This window comes from Haloarcula hispanica ATCC 33960 (genome assembly GCF_000223905.1).
Lineage (GTDB): Archaea > Halobacteriota > Halobacteria > Halobacteriales > Haloarculaceae > Haloarcula > Haloarcula hispanica.
Window position 1 is genome coordinate 692,371 of sequence record NC_015948.1, and the last position, 17,658, is coordinate 710,028.

A 17,658-nucleotide genomic window follows, 5' to 3' on the forward strand; every position below is an offset into this window, starting at 1 on the left:
CGTTTTCAGAAGTACTCCGGTCGCACCTGATAGATAGTGACGCCGTCGGCCTGTTTCGCCACGGTCACGCCCTGTAGCTGGTCGACAGTCACGTCGTCGTAGCGGGCCCGCTCTGCGGGGCCGACGTAGACGTAGCGCACGTCGTAGGCTTCGAGGAGGCGACGCTGCTCGGCCGGCTCGCCCGTGTAAATCGTCGCCACGTCGTCGACGCGGCGGTCATACACCGTGTCGTTGCGGTACTGGGCCTCGTGAGTCCAGCCGGCGACGGTCGGCAGGCCGGTCAGGCTCGACGGTGCGCTTGCGCCCTCACCGTCGTCAGCATCCCACTGGTAGCTCGCCGGTGCGGCCGTGACGATGGTTGGCCGGCCCTGAGTGTTGTCGTCAAGCCACCGAATCGCCTCGGCTTCCTCGGGATGGTCGTCGTCGAGATAGGCCAGCCCGTCCAGCGTGGGGTCGCCCGCGGCCTCGACGTGGTTCGAGAGGGCGAACATGCCGTACAGCGACGCCGAACAGACCAGCAGGGCGACGAACGTACGGACGCCGATGCTGGTCCATGCTCGCGCGCGGTCGTCGGTCGGCCGCCAGCGGGTGAGCAGCCACGCTAGCACGGGGCCGGCGGCGACCCCCCAGAGCACCCACACCTGCATGTACGTCTTGAAGACGGTGTTCATCCGGCCGATGTTCTCCCTGACGAAGACGAACTCGACGAGGAGAACGAGGCCCGCACCGGCGAGAATCAGCACGGCTTCGAAGCCAACGGGCCGGTCGCCGCCGTCAGCGAGCGCCGGAACCGCATCGACGGTTCGGTCCAGCGTCGGTGAGCGGGCGAACAGCCACGCGCCGAGCAGCAGCGGGACGAGCAGCCCGACCGCTGCGATGTCAAGTGTGGCCGCAAGCGCCGCCGTTCCGACGGTGACGAGACCGACGATACGGGCCGTGCTCCGGCCAACGGCACGGCCGGTCTGGGCGTACAGGTACAGCCAGAACGGGGCGACGAACAGGCCGTGGACGGCTAGGAGCTCCAGCAGTGAGGTTCGGTCGGGCAGGACGGCAATCTCGCGTCCGCTCGCCGGGCCGAGCCAGAACGGGAGCGACCAGAGCAGTCCCAACGCGATCACGACAGCAGCGACGGCCAACCCCAGTCCGATTCGGACGCCTTCCTGGCTCGCTCCGTTCAGCCGGAGCCGCTGTCCGACGTGCTTCGGGAGGAGCGTCGTTGGGTCGGCCGGTGCGACGGTGACCGTCAGCAGGGCCAGCCCGCCCATCGACGGGAACGACCAGGTGTTCGTCACGGCCATGATGCCGGCGACGGCCGGGAGCGCGCCGAAAAGCAACGCGAGCCGGCGTCGGCGTTCCGCGGCCGGCGTCTGGTAGTAGCTGAAACAGAGCGCGGCGGCTAGCAACAGGAAGCCCGTGCTCATCATGTGGGCGTGCATGTCGCCGTTGAGCCAGGCGAACAGCGGGAACTCGTCGATGACCAGCGCAGCGCCGGGCTCGTACGTTCCGAAATCGGCCGCGCTGTCCTCGATGACGCGGCTCGCATCCCAGTAGCTGAACGAGTCCGGCCCCGCCGCGAGCCCCTCCAGTTCGTAGCCGGCCCGCTCGGCGACGGTCTGACTCAGCTCACCGGGCAGAAGCCAGATGACGAACTTGGCGGGTGTCGACAGATTGCTTGCGATGCCGACACAGAACGCTGTGAGGCCGGCGGCCAGTCGTCGCGGGAGGCCACGTTCGCTCGCGACAGCGCCAGCCAGTCCGTACGCTACCGTGACCAGCGTGGCGTAAAAGCCAGCCAGGGCGAGATTGTACGCGAACTGTCCCGCGGTTCCCGTTATTCTGGTGAGAATCGCCGCGACGAGGTGGCCGCCGTAGTAGTACGCGACCGGTTCGCCGGCGAACCACATGTCCTCTAGCGGGAGGCTGTCGGCCCGCACGAGCGACTGCAACAGGCCGAAATCGAGGAACTTCTCGCCGCCGATGGGGACGATTGCCGGGTCGAGCGCCCGGATGCCGACGAGAAACAGGAACGCGACTGTGAACACGCCGGCCGTCTCGGCGTACGAACGGGCGCTCGGTCCGCCGTCGGCCCGCCAGACAGCCAGCGTACTCACGGCGAGAACGGTGATGCCGAGCCAGACGCCCAGCGTCAACGAGAGGCGACCGACAAAATAGGTGATTATCCATAGTATCGAGACGGCGACCGGGACGCCGAATGTGAGTCCGCGGTCGGCGAAGCGAGGGAACAGCAGTCCAGCGACGGTCCCGCCAGCGTACAGTAACAGGAGGTAGAGGGCGAGCCAGGTGGCGAGGAGCCCGTATTCCATCAGTGAAGGGACCGGTTCGCTGGCCTATACGCTTTTTCGTTGCTCCCGGACTTATGACCTGATTAGGGACCGGTAGCTTCGAACTGTTTTTACTTCCGCCTGTCCGATTACTCGGCAATGTCGCCGACCGTTGGGGTTGTCCTCCCAGCCTACCGTCCCGACATGGACCAGCTCGGGACCTATATCGCCGCTATCGACGATGCCCTCAATCCGCGGACTATTGTCGTCGAACTCGATGCGCCACGAGACGGCGTCCCTGCACAGCTCCGTTCGCTCCCGGCAGCGGTCCACACTGTGCCCTACCGTCGCGGGAAGGGCGCAGCGATCACCGCCGGGTTCGAGCGACTGGAGACCGACGTGTTGGCCTTCGTCGACGCCGATGGGTCGACACCGGTCCGCTCGCTCGAACGGATACTGGACCCGGTCACCGACGGCCGAACGGACCTCGCTGTTGGCTCCCGCCGTCACCCGGACGCGACGGTCGCCACCCATCAGACGTTCGCCCGGCGGTTCCTCGGCGACGGCTTTGCGTGGCTCGCCGGCCGGTTGCTCGACGCGCGGCTGTACGACTATCAGTGCGGTGCGAAAGCCATCGACGCAGCCGCCTGGGAGCGCGTCCGTGACCATCTGTACGAGCCCGGCTTCGCGTGGGATGTCGAACTGATAGCTATCACCGCGGCGCTGGACCTGTCTATCGAAGAGGTCCCAATCGAGTGGGAGGACAAGCCCGGCTCGACGGTGTCTCCGATACGGACGTCGATAGACCTGCTTGAGGCACTGTTGACAGCCCGCCACCGGTCGAAGCAACTGCGCGATGATCGCTTCCACACGGCTCTGGCCGATCACCTCGACGAACCAACTGCCCTTGTCGAGAAAGACCGATGATGGACATCGAACAGCAGGTTCGCCGCGTCGTTCCCGACCGGTTCGAGTCACTCGTGTCGGGCGTCCGGTTCGGCCAGTTCGTCTCCGTCGGTGTCGTCGGCGCGATCAGCGACAACACGGTCCTCGCCGTACTTGGCCTGGCGTTCGGCGTCAGCGATATGTGGGCCAAAGCCGCCGGCGTCGAGACGGCCATTCTGGTGATGTTTCTCGTTAATGAACACTGGACGTTCGCCGGCCAGGGTGACACCGGCCGCCGTTCGTTCGCCAAACGGCTCGGGAAATCCCATCTGGTCCGGTCCGGCGGCGTCGCGGTACAGCTCGCCGTTTACTGGCTGCTTACGCAGTGGCTGACGGTTGAACTCGTCGTCGCCGGAACTGACCTGTGGTTTATCGCTGCGAGCCCGCTCGCGATTGGAGTCGCGATGCTGGTCAACTACGTCGCCGAGAGCATCTTCACCTGGCAGGTCCACGCGGACGAGTGAGAATAGCGCGTTACTAACTCACGGACGGCACTCGAATCACAACCCTTAATGAGGGGACCGGACTACGAGAAGGTAGCGGGATGGGATAGCCAGGAGATTCCGGCGGGCTCATAACCCGCAGATCGGTAGTTCAAATCTACCTCCCGCTATATTCTGTCGCTCACAAATCCGTGAGCGACTGGAGAAGTCCAGTAGATTTGACCGAGAGAACACCGAGCGATAGCGAGGTGGTCGCGTTGTTCAAATCTACCGTCCAATGTTCTCGCGCTGCAGACTGCTTTCAGCCTGTTCACCGCTATTGCTCCTTGCTGTACCCTTCTCCGGCCGCTGTGAGTGTTCGGTACAGCGTGGCGACCAACGCCGCGACGAGCAGCACGCCAAGGACCTGTGCAGCCGTGTTCTGCGTCTCGAATGCCCACGGGAGCGACAGCGCTACAAACCCGACAGAGACGATAAGTCCGGCGAGTGTCGTGACGGTGACTAACAGATACCGGGCAGCACGTTGAAGTGAACCGCCGCGGTCCAGCGTAGCGAGCCCGTGTCGCTGTACCATCGCCCCCTCCAGCGCCAGCCAGAGTGCCAGCAGTGCGGCCACGCTGAAGCCGATGGTTCCAATCGGGTCCGGAACCACGACTCCTGTTAGATGGGTGGTGATTCTGCCCGCGAAGACGAGCAGCCCGAGCGTCAGTGGCCCAAGCAAGACAAGTGAACTAAACAGTGCGGCGAAATCCTTCGTGAGGGACCGGACGGAGGGGGACACAACAGCCAGTGTCGGCTCAGGTTTTTGTAAGCCTACTGGTGACTACTGGCGGCTCGCCCTCGCTTCGCTACAGGAACCGTATCAACAGCCGCTCTAGTCGTCGCCGTGCTCGTCGACGATGGTGACCTCGCCGTCGATGACCTGAACGTTGATCAGCGTCTTGGCGTCGTACCCCGCTTCGTCGAGCTTGTTCGTCCCGTCGGCTTTCTTGATGACACAGACGATGTCGCGGATGTCCGCGCCGATGTCTTCGAGCGCGCCCGTGAGTCCGGCCAGCGTCCCACCGGTCGAGAGCACGTCGTCGAGGACGAGCACTTGGTCGCCCTCGTACACGTCGTTGACGTACATCTCGCTCTCGGAGTAGCCGGTCACCTGAGACAGCGATACCTCACCGTCGAGTCCGTACTGGCGCTTGCGGACGACGACGAGTGGGATGTCGGTCATCAGCGAGACGGCTGTGGAGATGTGGATACCCATCGCCGCCGGTGTGACGATCTTGTCGACGTCGTCGAGTTCTGCCTTCCGAATGATCTTGATGACGATTTCGCGCAGAAGTTCCGGTCGAAGCATCGGGACCCCGTCGCTGATGGGGTGGACGAAGTAGTGATAGCCTTCCTTCTCGATAATTGGCGCTTCGAGTAGGGACTTCTTGAGTCGGTCCATGCCGTCGGTACTACAAGCCCGTACTAAAATTCTCCGTCACCGACTCAGTAGAGTGCCAGCAACTCACCGAGCGCTCGCATCATCGGCAGGAGGTGCGAATCACCCAGTGCGTAGTACTCGACGGTGGTCAGGAGTAGAAACACCGTCGCAACGCCCGTTGCGGCACCGAGAAGCACTGCACCGGCCTGCCCGGCTCGGTCTTCGGAGCGACCACACAGTGCCCAGATACCGAGTGGAATAGCGATTCCAAGCGCGAGCAGCGCGTGCAACTGGAACGCTTCGCCGATGCCGTTCACCGTCAGCGCGACGAACACCACGGTCACCTGCCCGCCGATCAACACTGTCCCCGCAACTGTCCAGAGGAACACGTCCCAGTGATCCGCGAGGCTCTTGCGGACCGCTGGGAGCCGCACGAACAGATACACGCCGAGCGGATAGAGCGGGAACAGATACCGGGCAGTCACCTGTGCGTGCAGTGGCAAGCGGCTGTTGTACAGCAGGACGACGCCGACGAACGCCGTTATGGCGAACGCGTCCACGACACGGTCGGCGCTGAGCGTCCGGTCGGCCATCGACGAGGGCAAACGCAGCCGTCGGAGGACTGGAAGCGCGCCGAGCATAGCAACGAGTACCGGCGCAGATTCGAGCAGCGAGAGATTGACGGATTCCTCACCGGTGTTATCGAGCGCACCGTCCGCGCTTCCCGACCGCACGAACGCGTGGTACACGTCATCTGGTTGTTGCTGGAGCGTTTTGAGTCCCGAAACGAGTTCGCCGCCAAGCAGCAGCAGTGGCCGCACCCCGCTTTCCACAGTCCCGAGCAAGGGTGCCAGCGGCGTGAGCAATCCACCGGACCCGCCACTGCCGCCACCACCGCTCGTGCCGCCTGTTCCGTCTCCCCCGAGGGAGCCGCCACCGGAGATCAACCTCGGGGGTTTGATCGGCGACCCGGAGATGGCGATATTAGTGAGGATGAACGGCAGCAGGGAGAGGGCGAAGACGATGCCGATACGAGCAAGCGTTCGTGGGCTGTTGTCCGGGGCTGTCGGGATATCGACCAGTGCCAGGGCGACACAGAGCAGGAGCGCTTCCGGAGCGTGTACCCACGCGTACAATCCCACCAGCGCATATGCGAGCGCGCGGAAGGTTCGCCGCTGCGTGATAACCGGCCCATCCGCTGGCTTGCGGCTCCGATAGAGGCAGTACGCGATGCAGACGACCACCGTCCCGGTGACAGCGTGGCGCTTTGGCACCGTCGCCCAGAAGGCCAGCGGTGTCCCGGCTGTGAGCACCACGGCGCTCAGGAGCCCCAGCCGGCGCGTGTGCATCCGACTGAGAAGCCGATAGAAAACCACCGGTGTGAACGCCGCAATGAGGAGATGCGTCAGTTGCAGCGCGTACAGATGGGTTCGGCCGGCGTCGAGTGGCTGTGCCAGCGCGACGTTCAGCCCGAACAGTCCCAGCACGGCAACGGTACCGCCGTAGAGGACCCAGTCGCCGTCGGTGTAGTGACTGCACTGGACCACCAGTGCCAGCAGCGCGAGCGACCAGAGCGCGACCAGTGCAATCCGGAGTTCGACGACAGCGGTGAGCAGGTCGAGCACGAACACGGCCGGCAACGAGAGCACGATGACACCGTAGTTGCGCGCGTACCACTGGCCGCCGTACCTGCTCGCCCCCGGCGTATCGAGTCCGGGGCCGTAGACCGCCTCGGTCATCGCTAGCTGTCCGTTCGAGAGGCTGTACAACCCGTTCGCCAGCGTGTAGGAATCGTTTATCAGGAACGCCGTCCGCCACACCAGCCCGAACAGCACGACCGTGGCGAGAAACACAGCCAGGCCGAATCGGTCGCCGAACAGCACCGAGTATGCCGTCTCGCGGGTGTTCGACAGCGCGGGCGTCCGCTGTCGGAGACGCCCGACGAACTCCGTCGCCGTCATTCGACCACCGATATCGTGACGTTGCGCGTCGCCACTACGCCGTGGCCAGCCTCGTCGCGCTTGCTCACCGTCACTGTTCCGTTGTACTGTTCGCGCTCTATCTCCCCGTCGGTGAACGTGTCCGACGCCAGCGTCAGGTCGTAGGTATCACTGGCTGAGTCGTCCAAGAAGTGATTCGTCGTCCGCGTGTACCCCAGTTCCTCGATTGTGAGTTCGTAGACGAGTGTCGGCCGCCCGGTCCGATTCGCGAAGTGTACGCGGACTGGCGGCACGCTGAGGTAGTAGCTCGCCGCGCCGTAGGACCCTTTCTCAATCGTTACTTCCTCCGGCATTTCAACTGTGGAAACCGTGACATTGCCCGATTCGAGTGCGACCGACTCTGGCTCGGATGCCAGCGTGACGCCGGGGACCAGCGGGCCGGAAAGCAGTGTGACGCCGAGTATAATGGCTATCACACTGGTGACAACAGCCCGCGTTCTTTCCATTGTTACCAGTCACTAGATATCTGGCAATAAAAGTATCGTGGAGAGAGTGCTGTTGCTCGTCGATTATAAAAATCAAAAAGTCGGAATAAATTACGCCTGCGGACCAGAGTCTTGTGCGAGTGTTGCAGAGGAGTCGCCTTCTGCAGTCTCGTAGACCACTCTTAGGTCATAAGCGTCCGTCACAGCGACATTCATTGAAGTTCCCGCTGAAACTTCGGTTGCACCTATGGTATTGCTGTTCCCGAAGGTTGGGTCGTTAGGAGTGTCCGCGTCAAGATCATATTTATCAGAGTCGGAGATGTCTGCTCCTGGTGAAGAGGCATCTGCATCTGTGATTCCTTCTCCACGTACATAGAGTTCATCTCCATTGATCGTATCTCCTCCGTCATGAGTTATTGTCACAACACCGTAGCCATCGGCTCCTGTACTCTCATCAAAGTCCCACGAGAAGCTAGCCTGCGGCGTTGCCTGCTGTGCCTGGTCACCGAGACCAAGCACAAAGGAGGCGATTACTGCGGCCAGAATGACCGTGATTGCGACCATCAGGATGACCCCGATGACCGGCGACACAGCATCGTCGTCGTTGAAGAATCGTTTGAGTTCCATTGTTGTGTCCGCACGCATCAACAGGTCCCCCTGTTATGCCGTGCTTATCGAATCGTAGCTATGGAGATATATAAGTCTGCACCTGTATTATCAGAGACTGTAATCACCTCACCTGCTAACAACTATTTTGAGGTGTTTGAACCCAAATATCCCCGACTGTGCCCTCAATTATCACAGAAGGTGTTTTTAGAACATCATGAAAGGGCCAGCAGTGCCACCGTAACGAAGACTGCGAGGATGAGGATGCTGAGTCCGATACCGGCCCGCATCGGATGTGCGAGGCTGTCGTCGTCACGAAGCCGTGCAACCACGTCGTTCGGGGAAGTCACTGTTCGCGTGATGATGCCCGTCGCACGGACCACTGCACGGTCGACGGCGGCGTACAGTTCGGTCACGCCGACGACGAGGCCGCGGGAGCCATAGAAGACGGCGGGGTTGTACAGCGAATCGACGTCCGGGACGCGGCCGAGCTTCGAGAGGGGCTTCTTTGTCACCGCGAAGCCGACCAGTCCGAGGACAGCGAGCGCGACTCCCTCAATGAGATGGGGAATGGTGTAGGTCTCGTAGACGTGGTCGACGACGGCCCCGCTCGTCACGTCGAACGGAAGGATAGTGAACAGGGCTGTGTCGTACACACCGTAGATGATACAGAGCGCGGCTACGGACACCATGGCGATGCTTTGGCCGCGGTTCGCGTCCGGCACGCTGCCGTCGTATTCGCCGTGGAAGAACGCGTAGTAGCCGAACTTGATGAACGACATGAACGTGCCGACGCCGCCCAGCAGCAGCATCCACTCGAGCGTATAGAACTCACCGAGTGGGAGCGGTCCCTTGCCGAAGGTGTAGTGGCTTCCAGAGATGATGATGCCCTTGCTGACGAACCCGTTGAAGCCGGGGAAGCCGGCGATAGACAGCGCAGCGACGGAGAACGCCCCAGCGGTGATAGGCATCTCTCGCCAGAGGCCGCCGAGTTTCTTCAGGCTCTCCGTACCGGTTCGGTAGATGACGACACCGGCGGTCATGAACAGCAGCCCCTTGTAGAGGATGTGGTTGAATACGTGCGCGAACGCGCCGGCCTGAGCGAGCGGCGAGCCGATACCGACGCCGGCGACCATGTACCCGACCTGGGACTGGATGTGATAGGAGAGGAGCCGCCGCATGTCGTTCTGGAACAGTGCGAACAGCGCGCCGAAGATAGCCATCCCGCCGCCCATGTACGCGATGGCTTCGTGGCCGTTGGGGAACGCGCGGTACATCCCGTAGACGCCGGTCTTTGTCGTGAACACGCAGAGGAAGACGCTGGCGGCGATGTGCGGGCGCGGATAGGTGTCGGGTAGCCACGCATGCAGGCCGACGAAGCCGACGTTGACGCCGATACCGATAGCGGCCAGCGCGGCGGCCAGCCCGGACGTGATGCCGGCCGTCTCCGGGCCGCCCGGCACCGACGCGAACAGGAACGTCTCCACCTCGACGTAGTGCCGGAGGATGGCGGCCATCAACAGCGTGCCGCCCAGGCCGTGCAGCAGTGCGTACCGGAAGCCGGCCCGGACCGCCTTACCGCCGTAGTGCCACACCAGGAGCGTGCTCGTGACGGCCATCAGCTCCCAGAAGAAGATGAGCGTCAGCCAGTCGCCAGCGAAGACGGCTCCGAAACTGGTCGCGACGTACGAAAGGGCAAAGCCGGTCTGTGTCGTGTCGGCCTCGCTGGCGTAGGAGTAGAGCACAGCGACGGCGGCGATGAGGCCGAAGATGATGCCCATCAGCCGGGAGAACGGGTCGACGTTCAGGAGGACGGCCTCAAAGCCAAGGAAGCTGTCTACATGGAGGTGTGCACCCTCAGGGACCATGACTGCCCATGGCACCGCCAGCGCCGGGACGAGCGCACCGACCGCGTGTCCGGCACGCCGCGGGAGTCGAGACACGACGATTGCCAGCGCGAGCAGTATGACCACCGGCGGAACCGTCGTCAGCATCGACATTAGACGACCACCCCCGGGAGATTCTCGACGATAGTATCGACGATTTGCAGGAAGATCGCCGTGTGTGGCACCGTCCCCAGCAGGAGCGACAGCGTGGCTGCGGTGAGTATCGGCCCGAGCATAAACCACGTACTCTCGCCGCCGCGCCAGCCGCGGTCGTCCCAGCCGCCTGCGGGCGGGCCGCCGTGGTGTTCGTGTTCTTCGTGGTGCTTGCCGAGATGGTCGACGTGCTGTGGGTCCGGAACATCGCCCTCGTCGGAGTGACCGTCGGCAGCGCCCGATTCGTGGTCCTCACCGCCGTCGGCCCGAACCTCGTCTCGTCCGCCAAGTGGTCCCCCGATGAGCGGCTTCTCGTCGTGGCTCTCCGGCGACTCGAAGTACGCCTGGTAGACGATGGGCCAGAAGTACGCGATGTTGAGCACGCCGGAGACCAGCAACGCGGCGGCGAATACGAGCCCGCCATCGAGACTCAGCGCGCCGATGACGAGATACCACTTGCTGACGAAGCCAGCGACCAGCGGAATCCCGGCCATTCCGGCCGCAGCGACGGCGAAGGCGGCCATCGTTAGCGGCATCCGCTTCCCGATGCCGGCCATGTCGCTGATGTCGTCGGTGTGGGTCTCGACGTGGATCGCGCCGGCACAGAAGAACAGGGTGAGCTTCATGAACGCGTGGGCGGGGATGTGGAGCAGGCCGCCGGTCAGCGCCTGTCCGTGGAGTAGACCCAGTCCCAGTACGATATAGGAGAGCTGGCTTATCGTCGAGTACGCCAGCCGCCGCTTGAGGTTGTCCTGTCTGAGCGCGATGATACTCGCTGTCAGGAGGGTAAAGGCCGCAATCGCGGCGAGCGGGAGGCCGACGCCGAGTTGCTCCATCGTTCCGGTTCCGTACACGTCGAGGACGACCCTGGCGATACCGAACACGCCGCTTTTGACGACGGCGACGGCGTGCAACAGGCCCGACACCGGCGTCGGCGCGACCATCGCATCCGGGAGCCAGGAGTGCATCGGCATCAGTGCGGCCTTGACGCCGAAACCGGCCGCAAGCAGGGCGAAGGCCGCCCGCGCTAACGTCGGGTCGGCCGTCGCGAGGCCTTCGAGGCCACCGGGCGTGAATGCGGTCGTCCCGGCGAGGACGAACACGAGGACGGTCCCGCCCAGCACAGCGACGCCGCCGCCGAAGGTGTACGCGAGGTACTTCCGGCCGGCGGCGCGGGCCTCGTCTGTCTCGTCGTGGGTGACGAGCGGGTACGTCGACACCGTCAGCAGTTCGTAACAGACGAACAGCGTCAGCAGGTTCGACGCGAAGGCGACGCCGATAGCCGACGCGAGGCTGGCGGCGAAGGAGGCGAAGTATCGGGTCTGGGCGTGTTCGTTCAGCCCGCGCATGTAGCCGATGCTGTAGAAGCTCGTGACGATCCACAGCAGACTCGCGAGCAGGCCAAACAGCAACCCGAGCGGGTCGACGCTGAACGCCAGTTCGATTCCAGTGGCGAACTGTCCGATTGCGAACTCGTACTCTGTCCCGCTCAGGACGCCAGGGACCATGCTCGCAATGATCCCGAACTTCGCGAACGCGACGAATAGGGTCACCCCCTCCCGTACGTTTGGTCGGCCCTTGAGCGAGAGAATCGCGGGGATGGCCACCGCCGAGACGAGGATTGCCAGGATTGGGCGTAGCGAATCAGTCATTGGTTTAGAAGGGGTGGAAGTGTGTCCTCAAGCATTGCTTGTAACTCCGGTACGGCTGCGGTCAGCGCGACCGCGAGTGCGGCCGCGATGACGACGACGGCGATCATCCCGAACGAGACCGCCTGTCCGCTCCCGTCCGTCACGGGAGCCTCAGCAGGTGTCTCCTCCGAGTGGATGGTCGCCTCGGCGAAGTAGAGCCGCTCGACGAGGCGGGCGAAGTACGCGAGCGTCAGCAGGGTACTCGCGAGTAACACGGCCACGACGGGCCAGTTCTCGGCGTTGACCGCGCCGAGGACGATGTACCACTTGCCGACGAAACCGACCGCCGGCGGCACGCCGACCATCGCCAGCGAGAGCACGGCGAAGCAAAACGCCGAAATCGGGACGCGGCTCCCCATCCCGGCGTAGCCGTTCACCGTCGTCGCGCCCGTCTTACGCTCGATGACCCCCGTTGCCGCGAACAGCCCGCCTTTCATCACTGCGTGGCCGAGCAGGTGGACGGTCGCGCCGACGACGGCCAGCGGGGTCGCGATGGCGAATCCGGCGACGACGAGGCCGAACTGCGACACCGAAGAGTACGCGAGCATCCGCTGGACGCTGTCCTGTGAGACGGCGAGTGCGCTCCCCGCGATGATGCTCACGCAGGCCAGGCCGACCAGTGCCCAGCGAGCGACGGGCACGGCCGTCAGGAACTCAACGGTGAACACGGAAAACAGCAGGCGAGCGAGCGCGTACGCCGAAACCGTCGAGACGAGCGCCGAGATGAACGCGCTCACGGTGTCCGGCGCGTTCGCGTAGGCGTCTGGCTGCCAGGTGTGCAGCGGGAACAGGGCGACTTTCACCGTCAGCCCGCCGATCATCAGCCCGAACGCGGTCAGGACGAGCGTCGAGTCGTAGGCCGCCATCTCCCCGAGTTTGCTCGCCAGATCGGCCATGTTGAGCGTCCCCGTCGCCGCGAGCAGGTAGCCAACGCCGAGCAGATACAGCGAGGCCCCGACGGTCCCGATGATGAGGTACTTCAGCGCCGCGACGGCGGCGCTCGCGTCCCGGCCACTGGCTACGAGGCCGTACGCTGCAAGCCCCGTGATTTCGAGGAACACGTAGAGATTGAACACGTCGCCGGTGACGGTCATCCCCGTCAGGCCGGCGACCAGCAGCAGGTACAGGCCGTAGAAGGCGTTCGAGTGCGGGCCGGCCTGTCGGGCGTACGCGAGCACGCCCAGTGACACGACGGCCACGAGCAGGGCGACGGCCCCCGAGAGCCCGTCGACGACGAGTTCGATGCCGTACGGGGCGGCGAAACCACCGACCGCGTAGGAAACGGTCCCGCTCGCGCTGACAGTCCACGCGAGCAGCCCGGCCAGACCGGCCTGGCCGACGAGCGTCAGCGTCGCGACTGGCCACCCTGCCCGGTCGCTGACGAGGCTGGCGACCAGCGGCACCGCGCCGCCGATAATCGGCAGGACCACCAGTAACACAGGGAGTTGTTCAATCATAGTAGAGCTGTTTGAGTTTGTCTTCGTCCAGCGTCCCGTACTCGGTGTAGATGCGGATGATAAGCGCCAGCGCCACGGCGGTCAGGCTCACCCCGACGACGATAGCGGTCAGGATGAGGACGTGTGGCAGCGGGCTCACGTAGGGGCCGCCACCCTCCTTGATTATCGGCGGATCCCCGCCGGCCCGGAACGCGAGCGTGATGAAAAACAGGAAGATGCCCGTCTGGAAGATGTTCATCCCGATGACCTTCTTCACGAGGTTCTGGGACTCGATGAGCATGTAGAGGCCGATACCCAGCAGGAGCATCACCGCGAAGTAGTTGTAGTGTGAGTTCAGCAGTTCAAACATTAGCTCTCATCCTCCGGTGCGTCGACGGCGTGGCCGAACCCGGCCGCGAGCAGGAAAAAGAGGCCGATGGCAACGCTGGCGACGATGCCACCGATGCCCAGTTCGACGAGTTCGATGGCGTAAGCGACCACATGCGAGATGAACTGTTCGTACAGGTGGTATTCGAGGAAGTTCCCGCCCAGGAGCATCGTTCCCAGACCGATTGCTGCGAACGTGAGCACGCCGCCGGACGCGAGCGCGGCGACGACGCGGACGTCGAGCCACTCCCGGGCCGCGTCGATGCCGTAGGCGAAGGCGAGCATCATCACGACCGACCCGGCGATGACCCCGCCCTGGAATCCCCCGCCGGGGGAGTTCGCGCCGTGGAACATCACGAACAGCGCGAAGGTGAGGACGAACGGCGACACCACGCGGACCGTCGTCATGATGATCGTGCTCTCGACATAGAGCCCGGTTCGCTCGTCGCTACTCATGCGAACACCTCCTGTCTGAGGACGGTCAGTGCCGCCACGCCGGCGGAAAAGACTACGACCGCCTCACCAAGCGTGTCGAATCCACGGTAGGCCGCGAGCACGGCCGTTACCGCGTTGTGGACCTCCGTGTCCGCGTATGCGTTGTCGATGTAGTGCTGTGTTACCTCGCCGCTGACGACGGGGTTTGCCGCGCCCTCCGCCCCAACGGCAGGCAGCGACGGAACCGTCGCGATCATGACGACGACGAACGCGCCGACCAGGACGACGGTCGGGACGCTGATCGACTCGAACAGGCCGTTTTCCTGTGGCCGAACGGTGTTTGCCAGCGCCAGGATGAACAGGATCGTCATGATGCCGGCCCCGACAGCCGCTTCGGTCAGCCCCACGTCAGGGGCCTCAAGCATCACCCAGATAATGGAGATGCCGAGGCTGTAGGCGGCAAACGCCATCAGCGACGCCAGCACGTCACGGAGTACGGCCGCGCCGATAGCACAGCACAATACGAACACCAGCAACACTCCCTCGATGAGCGAGAGCGTCATGACTCGCCCTCCTCATCGCCGGCAGTCCACGGCTCGATACCCTGGTCCTGTGCCGCCCGTGCGACGGCGTGGGCGGCGGTGGGGTTCGTTAGAAACATAAACACCAGCAGGAAGACGGCTTTGATCGTCGCGAGGTCGGTCTGAATCGCGAGCGCGGCGGCCCCGATAGCGAGGACGGCACCCAGCGTATCGCTCTTCGAGGCCGCGTGCGTCCGAGTGTACACGTCCGGCAGTCTGACGATGCCGACCGAGGCGACACCAGCGAAGAACGCACCGACCAGTGCGAGTACGACGATCCCCCACTCCAGCGGCGTCATAGCACACCCCCGTGTTCGACGTTGAACTTCGAGAACGCTATCGAGAGCAGGAAGTTCAACAGGGCGTACACGAGCGCGATATCGAGGAACAGCGGCTTATCGAGCGCGCCGGAGACGAGTGCGATAGCGATGACGGTGTTCGTCCCCATCACGTTGACCGCGATGACTCTGTCGTGGTCCGTCGGCCCCGCGAACACGCGGTACAGCGACACGATAGCGAACAGGACGAACGCGCTGGCGATCGCCAGCAGCGCCGCCTCGAACTCAATCATCGTCGGCCACCTCCGGGTCGTCGATGTCGCTCTCGATTGTGCCGTCGCCGTCCCCCTGCCCCCGTTCGCGCGGCGAGGGAATCGCTGCGGCCTCCCGGCCGTAGAAGACGAACCGGACGGCCCGTTCGAGGCCGCCGTCGAACAGGTCCTCGCGCGCACTTCCGGTGAGCGAGTGGATATCGAACGCCTGTTCGGAGACGCTGACGGTGAGCGTCCCGGGCGTCAGCGTGATGCTGTTTGCCAGCGTCGTCACCGGCCCGTCTCCCCAGATGGCCGCCTCCAGTTCGACCATCTCGGGGTCGATTGGCAGCGACGGGTGCAAGACGACGTAGGCGATTTCGAGGTTCGCAATTGCGATCTCTTTGAGGAGGTACGGGATGTAGAGGGCCATCCGGGCGAATTGCCCCGGAACCCGTGTCAGCGACGGCTGGCGACTGAACGCGATCGGCGCAAGCAATGCAGTGACGATAGTCGCCGTTATCGCGCCAGTGAGGAAATCCAGCGGTTTGTACGAACTCAACAGCAGATAAAACAGGTACGACGCCCCGAAAATGGTGAGATACTTCGGGAGCGTCGCGGCGCGAGCGAGCGCGGTCGACCGCGCCGGCCGCTCGACGGGTGCGGTCTCGACGTCGATATCGCCCCGGACGAGTTCGACTTCGAGCGGCCGGAGCATCGGCGTCGTGCCGCCCGGGTTGAACTCCGGATCGAGGACGACCCGTTCGATGCTGTGTTCGTCGGCGTAGGCCAGTATGACGTCGGCGTAATCGCCGGGGCTGAACAGGTAGCGGTCGGCACCGATGACGCCCAGTTCCACGTCGAGGTTCGACGGTGGGTCAGCACCCAGATCCTCGTCGAGCCAGACCTCGATGCGGTCGAGCAGGTCTTTGGCCTGTCCGAGTTCCGTCTGCGCGTCGGGGTCGACGGCGCGCGTGCTTGCGACGGCGACGAGGTGCAGGGATACCTGTTGCTGTCCCTCTCTGGCCGCCGATTCGGCCTGTTCAATGGCGTAGGCGACGGTGTTACGGACCGTCACCGAATCGGCTACTGGCACGAGCAGGCGACGGGGTGGTAGTACAGTCACAGTATCTGTTTAGAAACTCCGAATAGCGGTTCGTCGGGCAGTACTGTCGTTATCGGACCGGAGCAACGGAACACGCAAAACTATTTCGTAATCGGTTACGCGGTCAGCCACGACTGGACAGATGGTCACCGATTTCGTCAGCGACACGAGCGCCGAGTCCCTCCTTGTCCCCAACGTACTCCGTGGCCGTGTCCGCGTCGACGAGCAGGGCGCGCGTCTCGTCGGCCCCCATCACGCTCGCGTCGTTGGCGACCACGAAAGTCAGCCCGGCCCGCTCGCGTATCTCGCGGGCGCGCTCGATCAGCGTCTCGTCGTCACCCTCCGTTTCGACCTTGAACCCGACGATAGGGAGGTCGGGGTGGGCCGACCGAACGGTGTCGATGAGCTTCGGCGTCGGTTGCAGCGTCAGCGTCAGTTCCGCCTGTCCGCTCTTGATTTTCTCCGGTGCCTGCTCGACGGTGTAATCCGAGATGGCGGCCGCCGAGACCAGCGCGTCGGCCGAGTCGGCGACCCGACGAACGGCCTCGGTCATCTCCGCGGCTGATTCGACCTGCTCGACGGTGGCGTACGGCACGTCTGGCCCGTCGTGGACGAGCGTCACGTCGGCCCCGCGGGCGTAACAGGCCCGTGCGACTGCCCGGCCGGTCCGCCCCGAGGAGCGGTTCGAGAGCGTCCGCACCGGGTCGACTGACTCCGTGGTCGCACCTGCGGTCACGACGACGTGTTCGTCTGCAAGCGGCCGGTCGTCCGCGGCCCGTGCAGTCGCCGTGACGATGGCCTCCTCCGTTGCAATCTTGGCTTTCCCTTCCTCGATCCGCGGGTCCACGAAGTCGACCCCCCAGGACTCGACGCGGTCGATGGCGTCCAGCACGCCGGGGTGGTCGTACATCGGTTCGTGCATCGCCGGCGCGACGACGACCGGCACGTCCGCGCCGAGAGCGGTCGTCGCACACGTCGTCACAGGTGTGTCGTCGATGGCTCCCGCAACCTTCCCGACGGTGTTTGCCGTCGCCGGTGCGAGCAAGAGCACATCCCCCCAGCCCGAGCGCCCGCAGAGGTCGACGTGCTCGACACTGCCCGTGATTTCGGCAACAACCTCGTTGTCCGTGGCGAACTCGAGTGCCCACGGGTGGACGATGCCCGTCGCGCTGTCGGTCATCACGGCCCGGACGGACGCCCCCTGTCGTCGGAGTTCGTGTGCGAGCTCCACCGTCTTGACGGCCGCGATAGACCCCGACACCCCCAGGACGACGTTGACTCCGGTCAGCATACCTGCCGGTTCGCGGTGCGGGGGTAAAAGCCCCTGTCTC

The 17,658-nt window shown here is 64.1% G+C and carries 18 protein-coding genes and 1 tRNA gene; 3 read left to right on the forward strand and 16 right to left on the reverse strand.

Annotated elements, in window-relative coordinates:
• Positions 1–5: 5 nt before the first annotated feature.
• A complete protein-coding gene (locus HAH_RS03570; protein ID WP_014039680.1) occupies positions 6–2,324 on the reverse strand; it encodes a DUF2298 domain-containing protein in 2,319 nt (772 codons plus the stop codon).
• A 117-nt stretch (positions 2,325–2,441) separates the two neighbouring features.
• Here HAH_RS03570 and HAH_RS03575 point away from each other — a divergent pair, with 117 nt between their 5' ends.
• The 3 genes from HAH_RS03575 to HAH_RS03585 all read left to right on the forward strand — a co-directional run bounded on the left by HAH_RS03575 (position 2,442) and on the right by HAH_RS03585 (position 3,840).
• A complete protein-coding gene (locus HAH_RS03575; RefSeq protein ID WP_014039681.1) occupies positions 2,442–3,209 on the forward strand; it encodes a glycosyltransferase in 768 nt (255 codons plus the stop codon).
• Positions 3,209–3,691: a GtrA family protein gene (locus HAH_RS03580; RefSeq protein ID WP_014039682.1), complete on the forward strand. Its 483-nt coding sequence runs from the start codon at positions 3,209–3,211 to the stop codon at positions 3,689–3,691. Before HAH_RS03575 ends, HAH_RS03580 begins: the two co-directional genes overlap by 1 nt.
• Positions 3,692–3,765: 74 nt before the next feature.
• Positions 3,766–3,840, forward strand: a tRNA-Met gene (locus HAH_RS03585).
• Positions 3,841–3,986: 146 nt separating this feature from the next.
• On the opposite strand, the gene HAH_RS03590 is transcribed toward HAH_RS03585, so the two are convergent.
• The 15 genes from HAH_RS03590 to coaBC form a co-directional block, all read right to left on the reverse strand.
• Entirely contained in the window at positions 3,987–4,451 is a 465-nt protein-coding gene (locus HAH_RS03590; protein ID WP_044951705.1) for a hypothetical protein, read from the reverse strand.
• A 93-nt stretch (positions 4,452–4,544) separates the two neighbouring features.
• Positions 4,545–5,114, reverse strand: coding sequence for a hypoxanthine/guanine phosphoribosyltransferase (gene hpt / locus HAH_RS03595; protein ID WP_004518711.1), 570 nt, complete (start codon positions 5,112–5,114; stop codon positions 4,545–4,547).
• 44 nt (positions 5,115–5,158) lie between these two features.
• Positions 5,159–7,054 carry a hypothetical protein gene (locus HAH_RS03600; RefSeq protein WP_014039684.1) on the reverse strand — a complete coding sequence of 632 codons (1,896 nt, stop codon included), beginning with the start codon at positions 7,052–7,054 and terminating at the stop codon, positions 5,159–5,161.
• A complete protein-coding gene (locus tag HAH_RS03605; RefSeq protein WP_014039685.1) occupies positions 7,051–7,539 on the reverse strand; it encodes a hypothetical protein in 489 nt (162 codons plus the stop codon). Before HAH_RS03605 ends, HAH_RS03600 begins: the two co-directional genes overlap by 4 nt.
• A gap of 90 nt (positions 7,540–7,629) precedes the next feature.
• Complete coding sequence (locus HAH_RS03610; RefSeq protein ID WP_049891332.1) at positions 7,630–8,145, reverse strand: type IV pilin; 516 nt, start codon at positions 8,143–8,145, stop codon at positions 7,630–7,632.
• Between the two features lie 194 nt (positions 8,146–8,339).
• Entirely contained in the window at positions 8,340–10,124 is a 1,785-nt protein-coding gene (locus HAH_RS03615) for a Na(+)/H(+) antiporter subunit D (protein ID WP_014039686.1), read from the reverse strand.
• Positions 10,124–11,815 (reverse strand): cation:proton antiporter, encoded by a 1,692-nt coding sequence (locus HAH_RS03620; RefSeq protein WP_014039687.1) that lies wholly within the window; start codon positions 11,813–11,815, stop codon positions 10,124–10,126. The genes HAH_RS03615 and HAH_RS03620 overlap by 1 nt, the downstream gene beginning before the upstream one ends.
• Complete coding sequence (locus HAH_RS03625) at positions 11,812–13,311, reverse strand: monovalent cation/H+ antiporter subunit D family protein (RefSeq protein WP_014039688.1); 1,500 nt, start codon at positions 13,309–13,311, stop codon at positions 11,812–11,814. Before HAH_RS03625 ends, HAH_RS03620 begins: the two co-directional genes overlap by 4 nt.
• Positions 13,304–13,660: a cation:proton antiporter subunit C gene (locus tag HAH_RS03630; protein WP_014039689.1), complete on the reverse strand. Its 357-nt coding sequence runs from the start codon at positions 13,658–13,660 to the stop codon at positions 13,304–13,306. Before HAH_RS03630 ends, HAH_RS03625 begins: the two co-directional genes overlap by 8 nt.
• Positions 13,660–14,133: a Na(+)/H(+) antiporter subunit B gene (locus tag HAH_RS03635; RefSeq protein ID WP_014039690.1), complete on the reverse strand. Its 474-nt coding sequence runs from the start codon at positions 14,131–14,133 to the stop codon at positions 13,660–13,662. The genes HAH_RS03630 and HAH_RS03635 overlap by 1 nt, the downstream gene beginning before the upstream one ends.
• A complete protein-coding gene (locus HAH_RS03640) occupies positions 14,130–14,675 on the reverse strand; it encodes a DUF4040 domain-containing protein (protein WP_014039691.1) in 546 nt (181 codons plus the stop codon). Before HAH_RS03640 ends, HAH_RS03635 begins: the two co-directional genes overlap by 4 nt.
• The gene (gene mnhG, locus HAH_RS03645; RefSeq protein WP_014039692.1) at positions 14,672–14,992 is read right to left on the reverse strand and encodes a monovalent cation/H(+) antiporter subunit G; all 321 of its coding nucleotides are present in this window, start codon (positions 14,990–14,992) and stop codon (positions 14,672–14,674) included. The genes HAH_RS03640 and mnhG overlap by 4 nt, the downstream gene beginning before the upstream one ends.
• The gene (locus HAH_RS03650) at positions 14,989–15,264 is read right to left on the reverse strand and encodes a cation:proton antiporter (RefSeq protein WP_005535719.1); all 276 of its coding nucleotides are present in this window, start codon (positions 15,262–15,264) and stop codon (positions 14,989–14,991) included. The genes mnhG and HAH_RS03650 overlap by 4 nt, the downstream gene beginning before the upstream one ends.
• Positions 15,257–16,300, reverse strand: a complete 1,044-nt coding sequence (locus HAH_RS03655; RefSeq protein ID WP_044952163.1) for a monovalent cation/H+ antiporter subunit E — start codon at positions 16,298–16,300, stop codon at positions 15,257–15,259. Before HAH_RS03655 ends, HAH_RS03650 begins: the two co-directional genes overlap by 8 nt.
• A 151-nt stretch (positions 16,301–16,451) precedes the next feature.
• A complete protein-coding gene (gene coaBC, locus HAH_RS03660) occupies positions 16,452–17,618 on the reverse strand; it encodes a bifunctional phosphopantothenoylcysteine decarboxylase/phosphopantothenate--cysteine ligase CoaBC (RefSeq protein ID WP_014039694.1) in 1,167 nt (388 codons plus the stop codon).
• Between the last annotated feature and the right edge of the window lie 40 nt (positions 17,619–17,658).

What these genes read in the sequence shown, in the direction of transcription:
- HAH_RS03570 (WP_014039680.1), bottom strand. Translation starts at nt 2,324, where the DNA reads ATGGAATACGGGCTCCTCGCCACCTGGCTCGCCCTCTACCTCCTGTTA.
- HAH_RS03575 (WP_014039681.1), top strand. Translation starts at nt 2,442, where the DNA reads ATGTCGCCGACCGTTGGGGTTGTCCTCCCAGCCTACCGTCCCGACATG.
- HAH_RS03580 (WP_014039682.1), top strand. Translation starts at nt 3,209, where the DNA reads ATGGACATCGAACAGCAGGTTCGCCGCGTCGTTCCCGACCGGTTCGAG.
- hpt (WP_004518711.1), bottom strand. Translation starts at nt 5,114, where the DNA reads ATGGACCGACTCAAGAAGTCCCTACTCGAAGCGCCAATTATCGAGAAG.
- HAH_RS03600 (WP_014039684.1), bottom strand. Translation starts at nt 7,054, where the DNA reads ATGACGGCGACGGAGTTCGTCGGGCGTCTCCGACAGCGGACGCCCGCG.
- HAH_RS03605 (WP_014039685.1), bottom strand. Translation starts at nt 7,539, where the DNA reads ATGGAAAGAACGCGGGCTGTTGTCACCAGTGTGATAGCCATTATACTC.
- HAH_RS03610 (WP_049891332.1), bottom strand. Translation starts at nt 8,145, where the DNA reads ATGGAACTCAAACGATTCTTCAACGACGACGATGCTGTGTCGCCGGTC.
- HAH_RS03615 (WP_014039686.1), bottom strand. Translation starts at nt 10,124, where the DNA reads ATGTCGATGCTGACGACGGTTCCGCCGGTGGTCATACTGCTCGCGCTG.
- HAH_RS03620 (WP_014039687.1), bottom strand. Translation starts at nt 11,815, where the DNA reads ATGACTGATTCGCTACGCCCAATCCTGGCAATCCTCGTCTCGGCGGTG.
- HAH_RS03625 (WP_014039688.1), bottom strand. Translation starts at nt 13,311, where the DNA reads ATGATTGAACAACTCCCTGTGTTACTGGTGGTCCTGCCGATTATCGGC.
- HAH_RS03630 (WP_014039689.1), bottom strand. Translation starts at nt 13,660, where the DNA reads ATGTTTGAACTGCTGAACTCACACTACAACTACTTCGCGGTGATGCTC.
- HAH_RS03635 (WP_014039690.1), bottom strand. Translation starts at nt 14,133, where the DNA reads ATGAGTAGCGACGAGCGAACCGGGCTCTATGTCGAGAGCACGATCATC.
- HAH_RS03640 (WP_014039691.1), bottom strand. Translation starts at nt 14,675, where the DNA reads ATGACGCTCTCGCTCATCGAGGGAGTGTTGCTGGTGTTCGTATTGTGC.
- mnhG (WP_014039692.1), bottom strand. Translation starts at nt 14,992, where the DNA reads ATGACGCCGCTGGAGTGGGGGATCGTCGTACTCGCACTGGTCGGTGCG.
- HAH_RS03650 (WP_005535719.1), bottom strand. Translation starts at nt 15,264, where the DNA reads ATGATTGAGTTCGAGGCGGCGCTGCTGGCGATCGCCAGCGCGTTCGTC.
- coaBC (WP_014039694.1), bottom strand. Translation starts at nt 17,618, where the DNA reads ATGCTGACCGGAGTCAACGTCGTCCTGGGGGTGTCGGGGTCTATCGCG.